Consider the following 17,000-nt stretch of genomic DNA (forward strand, 5'->3'; position numbering starts at 1 on the left):
CTCGCCGCGCGGCGCGTCTGAGTACACTCCCGGAAGTGACTCGGAGCGCGCTTTCCAACCCTTCGCCTGCCTATGCAATTCGACCTGCTTCACGTCGGCACGCTGGTCGCCCTCGCTCACATCCTGGGCGTCGTCGCGGCGTGCCACGCGATTCTGAATACCCGCACGTCGCAAGGCGCGATCGCGTGGGCCGTGTCGCTGGTCGCGATGCCTTATCTGACGCTGGTGCCCTACCTGTTCCTCGGCCGCAGCAAGTTCGCCGGCTATGCGGACGCGCGCCGCGTCGAAAACGAACTGCTGCGCGCACGCGCCCACCCGCCGGAGTGGGACGTGCAGGCTTCGTCCACGGGACTGCCCATGCAGGCGCTCGGCGCGAGGCTCGTGCATTCGCTCACGCGGCTCGGCGGCATGCCGTTTCTGCCGGGCAACTCGGTGCGCACGCTGGTGAACGGCACGGCGACCTTCGAGGCGATCTTCGAGGCGATCGAAAGCGCGCGCCACTACGTGATCGTGCAGTTCTTCATCGTGCGCGCCGATGCGCTCGGCGAAATGTTCAAGGACGTGCTGATCGCGAAGGCGAAACAAGGCGTGCGCGTCTACTTCCTGTACGACAGCATCGGCAGCTTCGATCTGCCGCACCGCTACGTGGCGGCGCTAACCGCGGGCGGCGTGGAAATGCATCCGTTCGCCACCCATCGCCGGTTCGTAAACCGGCTGCAACTGAACTTTCGCAATCACCGCAAGATCGTTTCGGTGGACGGCGAGCGCGCGTTTGTCGGCGGCCATAACATCGGCGTCGAATATCTCGGCGCGAGGCCGCCGCTCTCGCCGTGGCGCGACACGCATATCGAGGTGCGCGGCCCCGCGGTCGCGAGCATTCAGTTCGTGTTCACCGAGGACTGGCACTGGGCGACCCAGCAATTGCCCGTGTTCGACATGCCCGCCGCGCCGGCGGCCGCCGAGCGCCCGGCCGGTCACGACATGCACTGCCTCGTGGTGCCGAGCGGCCCGGCCGACAAACAGGAGACCTGCTCGCTCTTTTTCGTCGAAGCGATCAACGCGGCGCGCGAACGGATCTGGATCACCACGCCCTATCTCGTCCCCGACGAAGCCGTGTTCGCCGCCTTGCGGCTCGCCGCGCTGCGCGGCGTGGACGTGCGCATCATGATTCCGTGCCGGCGCGATCACGTGGTCGTGTTCGAAGCCTCGAAGCTATATGCGTACGACTCGCTGCGCGCGGGTATCCGGATCTTTCGCTACCAGCCGGGCTTCCTGCATCAGAAGGTGGTGCTGATCGACAGCATGGCCGCCGCGATCGGCAGCGCCAATCTCGACAACCGCTCGTTCCGGCTCAACTTCGAGATCATGGTGCTGACCGTGGACCGCGGCTTCGCCGAAGAGGTTGAGGCGATGCTGCTCGAGGACTTCGCCGAATCGATCGAAATCGATCGCAACGAGTACCGCCATGCGAGCGCGCTGCGGCGCGTGTTGATGCACGTGGCGCGGCTGTTCGCGCCGATTCTCTAGCTGCGTTGCATTTGCGCGGGTTCCTTGCCTTACGCTCCGCGGCAACTCAACGCGGCAACTCAAAAGCAGCCACTCAAAGCAGCTTCTCGATGTCCTCGGCAATCGCCTCGGGCTTGGTCAACGGCGCATAACGCTTGACCACCTCGCCGTCGCGGCCGATCAGGAACTTGGTGAAATTCCACTTGATCGCCTCGAGCCCCAGCAGGCCCGGCGCCTCGCCCGTCAGATAGCGGAATAGCGGATGCGCGTTCGCCCCGTTCACGTCGACCTTGTCGAACATCGGGAAGGTCACGCCGTAGTTCTTCTCGCAGAACGCGCCGATCTGCGCCGCGTCGCCCGGCTCCTGCTTGCCGAACTGGTTGCACGGAAAACCGAGCACCGTCAGCCCGCGCGCCGCGTAACCGTCGTACAGCTTCTGCAAGCCCGCGTATTGCGGCGTGAACCCGCATTCGCTCGCCGTATTGACGATCAGCAACACCTTGCCTTGATAGCGCTCCAGGTTCACTTCCTCGCCGCCCAGCGTGCGCGCCGAAAACGAATAGATCGATGTCATGGGCTCTCCCCTCTCTGAAAGCCGTCAGTCTATGCCAAAAGCCGTGCCGATACAGTCGGCCGAATGGCCGATGCCGCTTGAGCGCCCGGTGCCGGCCCCGGCGGTCTAAAATAGCGGTTTTCTTCAGCCGGCCTCTTCGTGATCCGCTTTAACCAGTTCAGCCTCGCGCGCGGCACCAAGCCGCTCTTCGACAACACCACGTTCACGCTCAACCCCGGCGAAAAAGCCGGCCTGGTGGGAGCGAACGGCGCGGGCAAGTCGACGCTGTTTGCCGTGCTGCTCGGCGAACTGCATGCGGACGGCGGCGATTTTTCGATCCCGCCCACCTGGCAGATCGCGCACGTCGCGCAGGAAACCCCCGCCGCGGACAAAACCGCGCTCGACTACACGCTCGACGGCGACGCCGCCTTGCGCGCGATCGAAGCGTGCATTGCCGAGGCCTCCGCCGCGCACGACGGCGCGGCCGAAGGCGAAGCGCACGCCGCGTTTGCGGACGCCGACGGCTACACCGCGCCCGCGCGCGCCGAAGCCTTGCTGCTCGGCCTCGGCTTCACGCTCGAACAGACCCGCGAGCCGGTCAGCAGCTTCTCGGGCGGCTGGCGCATGCGGCTGAACCTGGCGCAGGCGCTGATGTGCCGTTCCGACCTGCTGCTGCTCGACGAACCCACCAATCACCTGGATCTCGACGCGATCATCTGGCTCGAAGACTGGCTGCATCGCTATCCCGGCACGCTGATCGTGATCTCGCACGACCGCGAGTTTCTCGATTCGGTCTGCAACGTTACGCTGCATCTGGAAAAACAGCAGATCAGGCGCTATGGCGGCAACTACTCGCAATTCGAAGTGCTGCGCGCGCAGCAGATCGCTTTGCAGCAGAGCGCGTATGAAAAGCAGCAGCGCACGGTCGAGCATCTGCAGAGCTACATCAACCGCTTCAAGGCGCAGGCCACCAAGGCGCGCCAGGCGCAAAGCCGCGTGAAGGCGCTGGAAAAGATGGAGCTGATCGCGCCCGCGCACGCGTCCTCGCCGTTCACGTTCGAATTCCGCACGCCCGATTCGGCGCCCAATCCGATGATGGTGATGGAAGACGTGCGCTGCGGCTATCGTAGCGACGGCATTGAGATTCCGATCGTCGATCATGTGATGCTGTCGATCCAGAACGGCCAGCGCATCGGCCTGCTCGGCGCGAACGGCCAGGGCAAGTCGACGCTGATCAAGACGCTCGCCGGCACGCTCGAAGCGCTCGGCGGCCAGGTGCGCGAAGGCAAGGGGCTGCGCATCGGCTACTTCGCGCAGCATCAGCTCGAAACGCTGCGCCCGGACGACACGCCGTTGCAGCACCTCGCGCGCCTCGCGCCCGATATGCGCGAACAGGAATTGCGCGACTTCCTCGGAAGTTTCAATTTTTCCGGCGAAATGGCGACCTCGAAGATCGCGCCATTCTCCGGCGGCGAAAAAGCGCGCCTCGCGCTGGCGCTGATCATCTGGCAAAAGCCGAACCTGCTGCTGCTCGACGAGCCGACCAATCACCTCGACCTCGAAACGCGCCACGCGCTCACCATGGCGCTCGCGCAGTTCGAAGGCACGCTGATTCTCGTGTCGCACGACCGGCATTTGCTGCGCGCCACCACCGATCAGTTCATGCTGGTCGCGAAACACCGCCTGCAGGAATTCGACGGCGATCTGGACGACTACCGCGACTGGCTGCTGCAACATGCCGCCGAACAGCGCGCGGCGCTCAAGGCGGGCAACGCATCCAGCGGCGCGAACGGTGCGGACAGCGCCGCCGACGGCGGCGTGAACCGCAAGGAACAGCGGCGCCTCGAAGCGGAGACGCGCCAAAAACTCGCGCACCTGAAAAAGCCGCTGCAAAGCCGTGTCACGAAGATCGAAAAGGAAATGGACGCGCTCAACGCGGAGAAGGCGGCGCTCGATGTGTTCGTCGTCGATCCGGCGAGTTATGAGCCCGAGCAGAAAAGCAGGCTGACGGAGGCAATCCGCCGTCAGGCAGACGTGAACGCACGCCTCGAAACGCTCGAAGCCGAATGGCTCGAGATTCACGAGGAACTCGAACAGATCGGCTAGCGGCACGCCGCTTGCGGTCCGCAACGGCATCGACGGGAGGTTGGCTTTGTCATCTGCGACATCATCCGGGGCGTCGTCCAGTCCGTCACCGGTGCCGCCCGCGCTGCAAGGCTTGCGCGTGCTCGACCTGACGCGCCTGCTGCCCGGTCCGGTCGCCGCGTTGCGGCTTGCCGAACTCGGCGCGGACGTGCTGAAGATCGAGGCGCCCGGCGCCGGCGACCCCACCCGCGCGATGATGCAGTCGTCGAGCGACCGCGTGGCCGGACGGCCCGGCGCGTTTTACCGGCTGGTGAATCGCGGCAAGCGCGAAACGCGCCTCGACCTCAAATCAGAAGCGGGACGCAACGTGTTGCGCGCCCTCGCCGCCGAAGCCGACGTGCTGATCGAGAGTTTTCGGCCAGGCGTGACGGAGCGCCTCGGCGTCGGCTATGAAACGCTGCGCGCGGCCAATCCCCGGCTCGTCTACTGCGCGATCAGCGGGTATGGCACGAGCGGTCCATTCGTCGACCATCCCGGCCACGACCTGAACTACATCGGCTATGCGGGCGTGCTCGATCAACTGGCGAGCCGCGACGGCACGCCGATCCTGCCGAATTTCCAGATCGCGGATCTGCTCGGCGGCGCGCTGAGCGCGGTCACGCAGATTCTCGCCGCGTTATGGCACGTGTCGCGCGGCGGCGCGGGCCGCTTCATCGACGTATCGATGGCGCACGTCACGCATGCGCATAACATCGTCGCGCAAGTCGGGCTCGTCAATGACGGCGCCGCGCCGGCAGCCGGCGGCGGTCTGCTGAATGGCGGGGTGCCCTGCTACAACCTGTACCGCACGCTCGATAACCGCTGGCTCGCGGTCGGCGCGCTCGAACTGAAGTTCTGGGAAACGCTGTGCATGGCGCTCGACCGGCCCGAATGGGCGACGCGCCACTGGAGTCTCGGCCAGGCGATCGGCGGCCCGGACGCCGCCGCGCTAACACAGGAACTCGCCGACATGATCGGCAAGCGTGCGCTGGAGGAATGGGTGCGGTTGCTGGAGCCGCTCGGCTGCTGCGTGTCGCCGGTGCTGACGCCGGCCGAAGCCGCGCGGCACCCGCTGTTCGATCCGCAAGCTCTCGCGGCGGCGAGCGGCGGCGAAAACGAAGCGGAAGGCGACGACCGGTTTATCGGTTGAACGGAGCGTTCGACCGGCGTGAGGCAAAAGCCAGGTCGACCGGCTCGGCAGTCATGCAGCGCTTACCACCGCGCAGTTCAGGCAAACGCCGCTGCCCCGAACCATCAGCGCCGTGCCGGCGTCTGCCGCGGCAAGGTCTGACGCGGTGTCTTTTCATCGTCGTACAGCAGATGCTTGCGGCCTTCCACATGACGATTGATCGTGGCGCGCACCTCGGCGGCCGTGGCGTGCTCGGCGACCACGCCCCGCGAAATCTGCCCCGCCGTATCGATCCATTCGACGATCCGGCAAGCACCGCCCCAAGGCTGGCGAATAGGCTCGGAGACGCGGCAGCCGCGCACCTGCATCGGCCGCTCGGCCACGGTTTCATATGACTGTTTCAAGGCGCGATCCTTTTTCGGGCATCAGAAGGGATGCAATATCCCCCGCAGCTTAGGAAAAAGGAATGTCCGATGGGTTACAACCAATATGGAGATATTTACCGCGCATTACGGGTCGCGCCAGCGCGCACGGGCGCGCAAGCCCCGTCTAGTCGAGCGTGCGAACCCGGTCGATAGCCTGTTCGATGCGCTCGACCGCAACGACCTGTAAGCCTTCGATCGGCTGCTTCGGCGCATTGGCCTTCGGAATGACCGCGACGGAGAAGCCCAGTTTGGCGGCTTCCTTCAGCCGCTCCTGACCGCGCGGCGACGGCCGGATCTCGCCGGCCAGCCCCACTTCCCCGAATACGACCAGTCCCTTGGGCAGCGGTTTGTTGCGCATCGACGAATGAATCGAGAACAGCACGGCAAGGTCCGCGGCGGGCTCGCTGATCTTCACGCCGCCCACCGCGTTGAGGAACACATCCTGATCGAAACAGGCAATGCCGGCGTGCCGATGCAGCACGGCCAGCAGCATCGCGAGCCGGTTCTGCTCGAGGCCCACCGCGAGCCGCCGCGGGTTCGGCGCGTTGGCCGAATCCACCAGCGCCTGCACCTCGACCAGCAACGGCCGCGTGCCCTCCTGCGTGACCAGCACGCACGAACCCGGCACCGACTGCTCATGCTGCGACAGAAACAGCGCCGACGGATTGGCGACGCCGCGCAGGCCGCGCTCGGTCATCGCGAACACGCCTAGTTCGTTGACCGCGCCGAAGCGGTTCTTGATCGCGCGCACCAGCCGGTACGACGAATGCGTATCGCCCTCGAAGTACAGCACCGTGTCGACGATATGCTCGAGCACGCGCGGCCCCGCGAGCGCGCCTTCCTTGGTCACGTGGCCGACCATGATGATCGTGGTGCCCGTTTGCTTGGCGATCCGCGTCAATTGCGCCGCGCATTCGCGAACCTGCGCGACCGAGCCGGGCGCGGAAGTCAGCGCGTCGGAATAAACGGTCTGAATCGAATCGATCACGGCGACCTCGGGCCGTTGCTCGGCGATCGTCGCCTGGATTTTTTCGAGCTGGATTTCCGCGAGCAGTTGCAGCTCGCTCGCCTTCGAGCCGGGCTCCAGCAACGAAAGCCGCTGCGCGCGCAACGCGATCTGCGCGGCCGATTCCTCGCCGCTGATATAGAGCGCGCGTTTGTGCGCAGCGATTTCCGCGAGCGATTGGAGCAGCAGCGTCGATTTGCCGATGCCCGGATCGCCGCCGATCAACACCACGCCGCCCGGCACCAGGCCGCCGCCCAGCACGCGGTCGAATTCGCTCACGCCAGTGGAAAAGCGCGGCACGTCGGACGCCTCGATGTCGGCGAGACGCCGCACGGGCGCGCTCTTCGCGAGCGACTGGAAGCGGTGGGTGGACGGCGTTTCCGCGACCGATTCCACCAGCGTGTTCCATGCATTGCATGACGGGCACTGACCGGCCCATTTCGGCGATTGCCCGCCGCATTCACTGCAGATGTACAACGTCTTCGGTTTAGCCACGCGCGATTGCCTGTATTGCTGTTCTTGGGAGGGTGGGCTCGGTGAGGAGAGTTCGGCGAGCGATTGGTCGGCAACCCATGCGGCCACCGAGCCGATATACGCGGACCGCCATTGGCGGCTCGCCCGTCGGTGTGCAAACGCCGCACGCGCTACCGGAAGAAACCGCCTACTCGGCGCGCACCTGCACGCGCGGCGCCACCGCGCACATCAGCTCGTAGCCGATCGTGCCGCATGCCTGCGCGACGTCGTCGATCGGCAGCGAGGCGCCCCACAACTCGACGCGCGAGCCGACGTTGGCGGTCGGGATCGGCGTCAGGTCGACCGTGAGCATGTCCATCGAGACGCGCCCGACGACCCGCGTGCGCACCCCGTCGACGATCACCGGCGTGCCTTCCGGCGCGATGCGCGGATAGCCGTCCGCGTAGCCGCAGGCCACCACGCCGATGCGCATCGGCGCGCGTGCCTTGAACAAGGAGCCGTAGCCGACCGTCTGGCCTTCGCCGATGGTTTGCACGGCGATCAATTCCGAACTGAGCGTCATGGCCGGCTGCAGCCCGGTGCCCGCGATCGCGGCCGTCACGCCCGAGGGCGACGCGCCGTACAGGATGATGCCCGGACGCACCCAGTCGAAGTGCGTCTCGGGATGCCACAGCGTGGCCGCCGAATTGGCGAGGCTGCGTGCGCCGGCGATGCCTTGCGCGCCGCGCTCGAAGGCGTCCATCTGATGCGCGACGCCGCGTTCGCCGTCGGCGTCCGCGAAGTGGGTCATCAACGTGATCTGGCCGACGCCCTGGCAGGCGCGCGCGCGCTCCCATGCGGCGCGGAATTTTTCCGGCGTGTAGCCGAGGCGGTTCATGCCGCTGTTCATCTTCAACTGGATGTTGACGGGCTTGGAGAGGCGCGCCATTTCAAGCATGCGCAACTGTTCGTCCGAGTGCAGCGCCGTGGTCAGGCTGTAGCGGTCGATCACGTCGATATCGGTCGGACGAAAAAAGCCTTCGAGCAATAAAATTGGGCCGGCCCACCCTAATTCACGCAACTTCACGGCTTCTTCGAGGTCCAGCAACCCGAAGCCGTCGGTTGCGCGCAGGCCCGGAAAAGCGCGCGCGAGGCCGTGCCCGTAAGCGTTCGCCTTCACGACGGCCCAGATCTTCGACTTTGGCGCGTAGCGCCGGGCGACGGCGAGGTTATTGGCGAGTGCGGAGGTATGAATCGTGGCTGAGAGGGGGCGCGGCATGGGATATTTTCGTAAAGACGCTTGCGAATCAGCGGCTTACAGGGCGTTTTCAATGCCAGTCCGCCGCTGGGCGGTGCGATCAAGGATTCTGCTAGTCCGAATCCATCTATTTTCATGATATAAAGCCGTGCGCACAACCCATTTCGAACGGCATAAGCCCGGACGCCTTGCACGCGGCCGGGGCGGACGGGCCGCAGCGAGGACAGCATCGCATCAGATGAAAAAAGGTTTTTACACCATCATGGCCGCGCAGTTTTTCTCGTCGCTGGCCGACAATGCGCTTCTGATCGCCGCTATCGCACTGCTGAAAGATCTCCACGCTCCGAACTGGATGACGCCGCTGCTCAAGCTGTTCTTCGTGCTGTCGTACGTCGTTCTTGCCGCTTTCGTGGGCGCCTTCGCCGACTCGCGTCCCAAAGGGCACGTGATGTTCATCACCAACACCATCAAGGTGGTCGGCTGTCTCACGATGCTGGCGGGCGCGCATCCGCTGCTCGCCTATGGCATCGTCGGCTTTGGCGCGGCGGCCTATTCGCCGGCCAAATACGGCATTCTCACCGAACTGCTGCCGCCTGACCGGCTGGTCGCCGCGAACGGCTGGATCGAAGGCACCACGGTCGGCTCGATCATTCTCGGCACCGTGCTCGGCGGCGCGCTGATCAGCCCGCACATTGCAGCACCGATCCTCAGGCACCACATTCCCACCGTCAACACGCCAGCCGAAGCGGCCATGCTGATCATCATGGGAATCTACGTGATCGCCGCGCTGTTCAATCTGCGCATTCCCGACACCGGCGCGCGCTATCCGAAACAGGAACGCGGCCCGATCAAACTGGTCACCGATTTCGCCGACTGTTTCGTCGTGCTGTGGCGTGACAAGCTCGGCCAGATTTCGCTCGCCGTGACGACGCTGTTCTGGGGCGCGGGCGCAACGCTGCAATTCATCGTGCTGAAGTGGGCCGAAGTGTCGCTCAACATGTCGCTCTCGGAAGCGGCGGTCCTGCAGGCGGTGGTCGCCGTCGGCGTGGCGGCGGGCGCAATCTTCGCGGCCTCGCGCGTGCCGTTGAAGAAGTCGCTCTCGGTGCTGCCGGTCGGGATCATCATGGGCGCCGCCGTGATGCTGATGGCGTTCTATACGCGCGATCTGTTCCCCGCGCATTGGGGGCTGTATTTTGGCCGCATGCACGTGCCGGGCTACCTGATCGTCGCGTACATCTTCCTGATGATCGTCGGCGGCCTCTCGGGCTTTTTTGTCGTGCCGATGAATGCGCTGCTGCAGCATCGCGGCCATGTGCTGTTGTCGGCGGGTCACTCCATCGCCGTGCAGAACTTCAACGAAAATCTCTCGGTGCTCGTCATGCTGTGCCTGTACGCGGTGCTGGTGTGGCTCGACGTGCCGGTCGCGGCGGTGATCGTGCTGTTCGGCACCTTCGTCTGCCTGATGATGTGGGTCGTGATGCGCCGTCACCAGGCGAATCAGCGCGCGTTCGACTCCGTCGCGCTGATCGGCGAAGTCAAGCATTGACCCGCGGCGGGGGCCCCGCTCCCGTCATGTCCGCGCCCTCCACCTTCCCCGCCTTGCCATGACTCAACCGATTCCGAATGTGCTGACGATCGCCGGTTCCGATTCCGGCGGCGGCGCCGGCATTCAGGCCGATCTGAAGACCTTCTCGGCGCTCGGCGCCTACGGCGCGAGCGTGATCACCGCGCTCACCGCGCAGAACACGCGTGGCGTCACGGCGATTCACGCGCCGGACTCCGCGTTCGTTACCGCGCAACTCGACGCGGTGTTCGACGATATCCGTATCGACGCCGTGAAGATCGGCATGCTCGCGAATGCGCCGATCGCGCGCGTGGTCGCCGATGCGCTGCGCCGGCACAAGCCGAAGCACATCGTGCTGGACACGGTGATGATCTCGAAGAGCAATCACGCGCTGCTGCTGCCCGATGCGGTCGCGGTGGTGCGCGACGAACTGCTGCCGCTCGCCGACCTGCTCACGCCCAATCTGCCGGAAGCCGCCGCCTTGCTCGGCGTGCAGCCCGCGGCCGACGAAGCCGGCATGGTCGCGCAAGGCGAAGCGCTGCGCGCGCTCGGGGCGCGCGCGGTGCTGATGAAGGGCGGTCATTTGAACGCGGCGGATAGTCCCGACTGGCTCATCGAGGAGCACGGCTCGCTGCGTCTTGGCGGCCCACGCGTGCCGGTGAAGAACACGCACGGCACGGGCTGCACGCTGTCGTCGGCGATCGCGGCGCTGATTCCGCAACGCGGCGACCTGGCGAGCGCCGTGGCCGACGCCAAGCAGTATCTGACAGGCGCGTTGCAGGCGAGCGATCAGCTCGACGTCGGCAGCGGCGTCGGGCCGGTGCATCATTTTTATCGGTGGTGGTAAGGCGACTGGCGACATGGCGCGCGTCGGCGCCGAGCGCGCCTTGCGCGGGTGCTGTCGCTATCGCTATTGCCGCGCGTAGTTCCGCGCCTGCTCCGGCCACTCGTCCGGCACGATGAATCCACGCGAGCGCTCGATCGACGCGCCCGTGCCGTCGGAGACAAACGCGGCGACCATCGTCGGTCCAGGCTGATGCGAGATTTGCGCCGCGAGTGATTCGGCGTCGACGAAAGCAGCACCCGCGGACCGCGCCTCATCTCGTTCGTGATGCCGCGGCGCGAGCCATTCGAGCCGCGACAACACACGCCAGCTTTGTCCATGCGCGGCCGCGAAAGCCGGCCAATTGCTACGCGTCACCCACCAGCCGCGTCCATGCGCCGGATCGAGCTCCACGGGATCGGATGGCGTCTCGCCATGCCGGTAAAACAGCCAGCCTTTGATGAACATGCGCGGCGCCCACGGCCCTTCGTGGCCGACCGACGCGAACTCTTCGCGCGCGCTCAGCGGCAACTGATGATTGAGCACATGCGCCAGCTTCAGATCGAAGCGGTCTTTCAGATTCGGGCCGACGTAATCCGCGAGGCGCGCGCGCCCTTCGCCGGCGTGCAGATAGCACTTCACGGCCAGTTCCCAATGCTGCCGCGCGCCCTGTTGCGTCTGCACGAGGAAATCGCATTCGCCGAGCGTGACGCCCGCGCGCCGCAGCGGCACACTCGCCGCGACCAGCCGCGCCGCCGGTCCATGCTGCAAAAACCAGGCGAGCAGGCGTTCGGCGTAGCGGCCCAGACGCGTGACGCGCGTCGCCGCGAGGTCGCGATGCAAGGGTTCTGGCGCGACGTCGAGCGCGCGCAGCCAGTCGACGGTGGCAGCGGCTTCGAGCGGCGTTTCGAAAGGATTCGCGAGCACGCCCACTGGCGGCTGTGCGCGCAACAGATCGGCGCTCAGCAGCAGCCACGCGAGATCGCGCACCGCCGCATCACGCAACGAAGCGAGCAACGGATCGAGCAGCGCGGCATAAGCGCCGGGCGCGGCGGCGGGGGCCGCCGTCGGCCCGTCCGAGGCCATCACTGCGCCACGTTCGACGACGCGCCGCCGGCCGCGCGCCACGTATCGCGCGCGAGGCACAGGTCGGCCCACGCCTTCGCCTTGTCGGGCAGGCTGCGCAGCAGATACGCCGGGTGATAGGTGACGATGACCGGCACGCCCTCGTATTCGTGCACGCGGCCGCGCAGCGACGAAATGCTCGCGTCGGTTTTCAGCAGACTTTGCGCGGCAAAGCGGCCCAGCGCGACGATCAGCTTCGGCTTGACCAGCGCCACCTGGCGTTGCAGATACGGCTCGCAACGCGCGACCTCGTCCGGCTCGGGATTGCGGTTGCCGGGCGGGCGGCACTTGATCACGTTCGCGATATAGACGTTGGCGTCGCGCGCGAGCGTGAGCGATCGCAGCATGTTGTCGAGCAGCTTGCCGGCCTGGCCGACGAACGGCTCACCGAGGCGGTCTTCGTTTTCACCGGGCGCTTCGCCGATCAGCATCCAGTCGGCGTTGCGATCGCCGACACCGAACACCGTGTTCGTGCGCTTCTCGCACAGCCGGCAGCGTTGACAGCCGGCGACGCGCTCGCTCAACGCGTCCCAGTCGAGCGTGTGGATCGCGGGCGGTTCGGGGGTTTCATGGCGGGCTTCGGCGGCGACGTGCGCGTCGGTGGGCAGATCGTCGAACCACGCGAAATCGTCGTCGGGCGGCGCGTCGAATTGCGCCCGCTCGGCAGCGCCGGACCGCGGTGATTGCGGCTGACGCGGTTCCGCCAACGGCGCGCGACGCTCGGCCTGCCCGCCAGCCTGCGTCGGCGGCGCCGACTCGCTTGTGCGTGCCGGAGCCTCGCGGTCCAACCGACCGCGCGGTTCGCCCGACTGCGACGACGGCTCCGCACGATTCGCCCCGCGCCGCTCGACCTCCGCTTGCGCGGAGCCGACGGGCCGAGTTTCGCCCGCGCGCATCACGGGACGCTCGGCGTTCTCCGTGCGAGCGGACTGGCTGCCGCCCTGCTCGCGCCCAACCGAAGCCGGCTCGCGCGCCGCGAAGCGTTCATCGTCACCGCGCGCGCCGTGCTCCGCTAACGCCGCGGCATCCGGCTCGACGCCGGCCTCGGCGACCGCTTCCCGCGCCGCCGCCATTCCGCGCCGCACCCACAGCGGCGTCAGCCCACACTCTTCCAATACCGATTCATGCAGCGCCATCTGCGCCCTCCGTGGCAAACGAGTAACGCATCACGATGGCGTCCTCCCGGCTGCGATGCCGCGCCGGATAATAATTCTTGCGCCGGCCGATCGACGCAAAGCCAAAACGTTCGTAAAGCCGGATCGCCCGATGATTCGACGGCCGCACTTCGAGCAGCAGGCCTTCGAGTTTCTCGGCGCGCGTGATGCGCACCGCCTCGCGCAGCAGCGCGAGCCCGGCGCCGGCGCCCTGCGCGGCGGGCGTCACACATAAGTTGAGCAGATGCATTTCGTCGACCACCGGCATCAATACGCAATAGCCGATCAGCGTACCCGTGACGTGCCGCAGACAGACGCCGAAATAGCCGTTGCGCAGCGAATCGCCGAAATTGCCGCGGCTCCAGGGGAATTCATAAGCAAGCTTTTCGATGGCCGCGACCTCGTCGAGATCGCCCTCGGTCATCGGCGACATATAGCGGTCCGCCAGCAACACGCCGCTCATTGCCCGGCCTCGCCCTGCCGCGCTTCGTGCGCGAGCCTCGCGGCTTGCCCGGCTTTGGCCGCTTTATCGGCGACGCGCTCCGCCGTGGTTTGCGCGACCTTGTCGCGCACGTATTCCGGCGCGGCCTGATCCGCGGGCACCGTGCGACCGGCGCGCAACGCGCGCAGCGCCGCGTGCGCCAGAGGCACGGCGTGCGGCAGTGCTTCGCCGTCGACGGTTCGCGCGGCGGCAACGGCGGGTAGCCGCGCGCCGAAGGCCGCCGCGGCATTGCCCGCGAGTGTGAAGGGGACGTCGGGCAAGACCAGCCGGTCCGGCGTATCCAGCGAAGCCGCCTGAAGCGTGCGCCATTCGCCTTGCGCGTCGTCCCACGCGTAGTCGGCCCAATAGATTTCGTCCATGCGGGCGTCGAGCGCGGCCAGCACGCGCGTGGCCGACGGGTCGCGCAGCCTTGCGCTCTCCGCGCAGGCCAGCAGCGTGCCGATCGGCACCACCGGCAGGTTCAGGCCGAATGCGAGACCTTGAGCGACGCCGGTCGCCGTGCGCAAACCCGTGAACGAGCCGGGACCGGAGCCGAACGCAATGGCGTGGCAATCGGCCAGCTTAAGGCCCGCTTCGTCGAACAGTTCGCGGATGGCGGGCAGCAGACGCGTGCTCGAGACCGCGCCGGTCTGCTCATGGCGCAACCAGATGTGAGGCTGCGCGGACGAGTGGCCCGGCGCGCCGGCGGCGGCCGATAACAGCGCCACCGAGCAGAATTCGGTCGAGGTATCGAGGGCGAGGAGCACAGTTTGAGTCATGGACGGTATTGTAATCGGCACCGCGCACGCGGATGCGGTTTTGGGACGCCCACGCGCGCCTGGCATCGGCCGGTGTTTGGAGTGCGCCCTCGGGCACGCGGCGGTATCCAGTTGTTATGATCGTCAGCCCAACCTACCCCCCAACCCGCCCCGGAGGCAAAACAACAATGGCCGACATCAACGCGCAATTCACTCAAGCCCAGGAAGACGTCAAGCAACTGCCCGAGCGTCCTGGCAATCTCACGCTGCTGCGTCTCTATGCACTCTTCAAGCAGGCCACCGAAGGCGACGTGCACGGCGACAAACCGGGCTTTACCGATATCGTCGGCAAATACAAGTACGAAGCCTGGGCGGCGCTCAAGGGCACCGATCAGGACGCCGCGAAGCAGCAATACGTCGAACTCGTCGAATCGCTCAAAAACGGCGCATCGGCGTAAGCCGGCCGCATCGACAGAACGGCGTCGTGTGATCAGCCCGCTCTGACGGGCCGATTCGCCAGCCAATCGGCGTCAGGCGACAACCCGCTAGCAGCCCGAGCAAACTTTTTCAGTAAGAAACGTCCTAACAGTGGCGCGGTGCAACAAAAGTCGATACAATGCCGCCTGCGCTTCACTGCTTTGCCCGGCTTTCTCCTAGCGGCCCTTGCGGCGCAGCGCCTCGTAGCGTTTAGCTCCAATCCAGTTTAGAACCTGTCCCCTCCTGCCTAGCCCCCTACGGGCGATCATGTCCCAGGCTGGCGGCACGCCGTGTTGGCATGTCGCATCCGATACAGCTTCTAACGAAAAGCTCGCCTTCATTGCTGCGAGCTGCCCCCGTTTTTCGATTTGCTCGCTGCTTCTTTGCTCGCTGAATCCGACGACTTGGGTATGCCGATTGGCGCCGACGTTTTAATTCCCTGTGTTTTAAGGATTCACATGACTTCGAGCAATACCTCCAGCAGCCCGTTGAACGCCATCGCCGATCAAGCCCTCGGTCTCGCCGACGCACCCGTGCAAGCCGCAGCCGCTGCTGCCGCTCCGGAAGCCGTCGCGGCTGTCGCGGCTGAGCCCACCGGCCCGACGTTCGCGTCGCTCGGTCTGTCCGCGGACGTCGTCTCCGCGCTGACCGCCGCTGGCTATCAGAACCCGACGCCGGTTCAGCAACGCGCCATCCCGGCCGCTATCGCCGGCCGCGACCTGATGGTTTCGAGCCCGACCGGTTCGGGCAAGACCGCCGCGTTCATGCTGCCCGCCATCGAGCGTTTCTCGCAACTGCAAAAGGCGCAAGCCAGCCAGCCGCGCGAACCGCGTCCGGCTGACGGCGCCCGCACGCGCCGTCCGCAACCGGTTGCCCGTCCGACCATGCTGGTGCTGACGCCGACTCGCGAACTGGCGATGCAGGTCACGACCGCCGCCGCCACGTACGGCAAGCACCTCAAGCGTCTGCGCACCGTCAGCATTCTGGGCGGCGTCGCTTACGGCCAACAGTTGATGCTGCTGGCGAAGAACCCGGAAATCCTGGTCGCCACGCCGGGCCGTCTGATCGACCACCTGGAGCGCGGCCGCATCGATCTGTCGCAACTGCAGATCCTCGTGCTCGACGAAGCCGACCGCATGCTCGACATGGGCTTCATCGAAGACATCGAAACGATCGTCGCGGCCACGCCGGCCACGCGTCAAACCATGTTGTTCTCGGCCACGCTCGACGGCAAGATCGGCTCGCTGACCGGCCGCCTGCTGAAAGATCCGGAGCGTATCGAGATCGTTCAGCGCCTCGAACAGCGCACCAACATCGCGCAAACCGTCCACTACGTGGATGACCGCGATCACAAGGATCGCCTGCTGGACCATCTGCTGCGCGACGCCGGCCTCGATCAGGCTATCGTCTTCACGGCAACCAAGATGGACGCCGACCAGTTGGCCGGCCGTCTGGCCGACGCCGGTTTCGAATCGGCCGCGCTGCACGGCGACCTGCCGCAAGGCGCACGCAACCGCACGATCCGCGCGCTGCGCGAGCGCCGGGTGCGCGTGCTGGTGGCAACGGACGTCGCCGCTCGCGGCATCGACATTCCGGGCATCACGCACGTGTTCAACTACGATCTGCCGAAGTTCGCTGAAGACTACGTGCACCGTATCGGCCGTACCGGCCGTGCGGGCCGCTCGGGTATCGCGGTGAGCCTCGTGCATCACGCGGAACAGGGCGCGTTGAAGCGCATCGAGCGCTTCGTGCGCACCCCGCTGGCGGTCAACGTCGTCGAGGGTTTCGAGCCGCGCAAGTCGGCTCCGTCGGGCACGGGTCGTCCGGGCTTTGGCGGCCGCGGCCGTCCGGGCGGCGGCAACGGCGGCGGCCGTCGCTTCGGTAGCGGCAGCGGCGCGGGCAAGCCGGCCGGCAACGGCGGCGGTGCACGCAGCGGTAGCGGCAACGGCGGCGGCTGGGCCGGCAAGTCGGCTGGCGGCGGTTCGCGTGAAGGCTACGGCGGTTCGCGCGACGGCGGCTTCGGCGCACGCCGCAGCGACGGCCCGCGCACGGCGCGTCGCGGCAGCTAATGGCATGAGGCCGGGCGCCTTCGGGCAACCGGCCATTGCATGGCCCTGCGGAAAGCAGCATGAGAAAACCCGGACGGCCCCGCGCCTTCCGAGGA

The 17,000-nt window shown here is 66.4% G+C and carries 15 protein-coding genes; 7 read left to right on the top strand and 8 right to left on the bottom strand.

Annotated features, from left to right (window positions below; genetic code table 11):
• Positions 1 to 72: 72 nt before the first annotated feature.
• Positions 73 to 1,527, top strand: a complete 1,455-nt coding sequence (gene cls / locus ACOCG7_RS23055) for a cardiolipin synthase (protein ID WP_083083859.1) — start codon at positions 73 to 75, stop codon at positions 1,525 to 1,527.
• A 73-nt stretch (positions 1,528 to 1,600) separates the two neighbouring features.
• On the opposite strand, the gene ACOCG7_RS23060 is transcribed toward cls, so the two are convergent.
• Complete coding sequence (locus ACOCG7_RS23060) at positions 1,601 to 2,080, bottom strand: glutathione peroxidase (protein WP_083083860.1); 480 nt, start codon at positions 2,078 to 2,080, stop codon at positions 1,601 to 1,603.
• Positions 2,081 to 2,218: 138 nt separating this feature from the next.
• Here ACOCG7_RS23060 and ACOCG7_RS23065 point away from each other — a divergent pair, with 138 nt between their 5' ends.
• The gene (locus ACOCG7_RS23065; protein ID WP_083083861.1) at positions 2,219 to 4,165 is read left to right on the top strand and encodes an ATP-binding cassette domain-containing protein; all 1,947 of its coding nucleotides are present in this window, start codon (positions 2,219 to 2,221) and stop codon (positions 4,163 to 4,165) included.
• 103 nt (positions 4,166 to 4,268) lie between these two features.
• Complete coding sequence (locus ACOCG7_RS23070; RefSeq protein WP_083084319.1) at positions 4,269 to 5,333, top strand: CaiB/BaiF CoA transferase family protein; 1,065 nt, start codon at positions 4,269 to 4,271, stop codon at positions 5,331 to 5,333.
• A gap of 104 nt (positions 5,334 to 5,437) precedes the next feature.
• Here the strand turns inward: ACOCG7_RS23070 and ACOCG7_RS23075 are convergent, their stop codons facing one another.
• From ACOCG7_RS23075 to alr, 3 genes are all read right to left on the bottom strand, one after another.
• Positions 5,438 to 5,716 carry a DUF2866 domain-containing protein gene (locus ACOCG7_RS23075; RefSeq protein ID WP_073427964.1) on the bottom strand — a complete coding sequence of 93 codons (279 nt, stop codon included), beginning with the start codon at positions 5,714 to 5,716 and terminating at the stop codon, positions 5,438 to 5,440.
• Between the two features lie 145 nt (positions 5,717 to 5,861).
• A complete protein-coding gene (gene radA, locus ACOCG7_RS23080; RefSeq protein WP_083083862.1) occupies positions 5,862 to 7,238 on the bottom strand; it encodes a DNA repair protein RadA in 1,377 nt (458 codons plus the stop codon).
• Positions 7,239 to 7,404: 166 nt separating this feature from the next.
• A complete protein-coding gene (gene alr, locus ACOCG7_RS23085) occupies positions 7,405 to 8,475 on the bottom strand; it encodes an alanine racemase (protein WP_073427962.1) in 1,071 nt (356 codons plus the stop codon).
• 217 nt (positions 8,476 to 8,692) lie between these two features.
• Here alr and lplT point away from each other — a divergent pair, with 217 nt between their 5' ends.
• Complete coding sequence (gene lplT / locus ACOCG7_RS23090) at positions 8,693 to 10,000, top strand: lysophospholipid transporter LplT (RefSeq protein ID WP_083083863.1); 1,308 nt, start codon at positions 8,693 to 8,695, stop codon at positions 9,998 to 10,000.
• A gap of 58 nt (positions 10,001 to 10,058) precedes the next feature.
• Complete coding sequence (gene thiD / locus ACOCG7_RS23095) at positions 10,059 to 10,865, top strand: bifunctional hydroxymethylpyrimidine kinase/phosphomethylpyrimidine kinase (RefSeq protein WP_083083864.1); 807 nt, start codon at positions 10,059 to 10,061, stop codon at positions 10,863 to 10,865.
• Between the two features lie 63 nt (positions 10,866 to 10,928).
• Here the strand turns inward: thiD and ACOCG7_RS23100 are convergent, their stop codons facing one another.
• From ACOCG7_RS23100 to tsaB, 4 genes are read right to left on the bottom strand one after another with little or no spacing between them, the layout of a single operon-like run.
• On the bottom strand, positions 10,929 to 11,927 hold the full coding sequence (locus ACOCG7_RS23100; RefSeq protein WP_083084322.1) for a DUF1853 family protein: 999 nt from the start codon (positions 11,925 to 11,927) through the stop codon (positions 10,929 to 10,931).
• Positions 11,927 to 13,102, bottom strand: a complete 1,176-nt coding sequence (locus ACOCG7_RS23105; protein ID WP_143326614.1) for a uracil-DNA glycosylase — start codon at positions 13,100 to 13,102, stop codon at positions 11,927 to 11,929. The genes ACOCG7_RS23100 and ACOCG7_RS23105 overlap by 1 nt, the downstream gene beginning before the upstream one ends.
• Complete coding sequence (gene rimI, locus ACOCG7_RS23110) at positions 13,089 to 13,583, bottom strand: ribosomal protein S18-alanine N-acetyltransferase (protein ID WP_073427958.1); 495 nt, start codon at positions 13,581 to 13,583, stop codon at positions 13,089 to 13,091. Before rimI ends, ACOCG7_RS23105 begins: the two co-directional genes overlap by 14 nt.
• Complete coding sequence (gene tsaB, locus ACOCG7_RS23115) at positions 13,580 to 14,380, bottom strand: tRNA (adenosine(37)-N6)-threonylcarbamoyltransferase complex dimerization subunit type 1 TsaB (protein WP_083083865.1); 801 nt, start codon at positions 14,378 to 14,380, stop codon at positions 13,580 to 13,582. The genes rimI and tsaB overlap by 4 nt, the downstream gene beginning before the upstream one ends.
• 167 nt (positions 14,381 to 14,547) lie before the next feature.
• Between tsaB and ACOCG7_RS23120 the strand changes: the two genes are divergently transcribed.
• Positions 14,548 to 14,817: an acyl-CoA-binding protein gene (locus ACOCG7_RS23120; protein ID WP_083083866.1), complete on the top strand. Its 270-nt coding sequence runs from the start codon at positions 14,548 to 14,550 to the stop codon at positions 14,815 to 14,817.
• 477 nt (positions 14,818 to 15,294) lie between these two features.
• Positions 15,295 to 16,905, top strand: coding sequence for a DEAD/DEAH box helicase (locus ACOCG7_RS23125; RefSeq protein WP_073427955.1), 1,611 nt, complete (start codon positions 15,295 to 15,297; stop codon positions 16,903 to 16,905).
• The last annotated feature ends 95 nt before the right edge of the window (positions 16,906 to 17,000 follow it).

The organism is Paraburkholderia sp. DD10 (assembly GCF_049177125.1).
Classification (GTDB): Bacteria; Pseudomonadota; Gammaproteobacteria; order Burkholderiales; family Burkholderiaceae; genus Paraburkholderia; species Paraburkholderia terricola.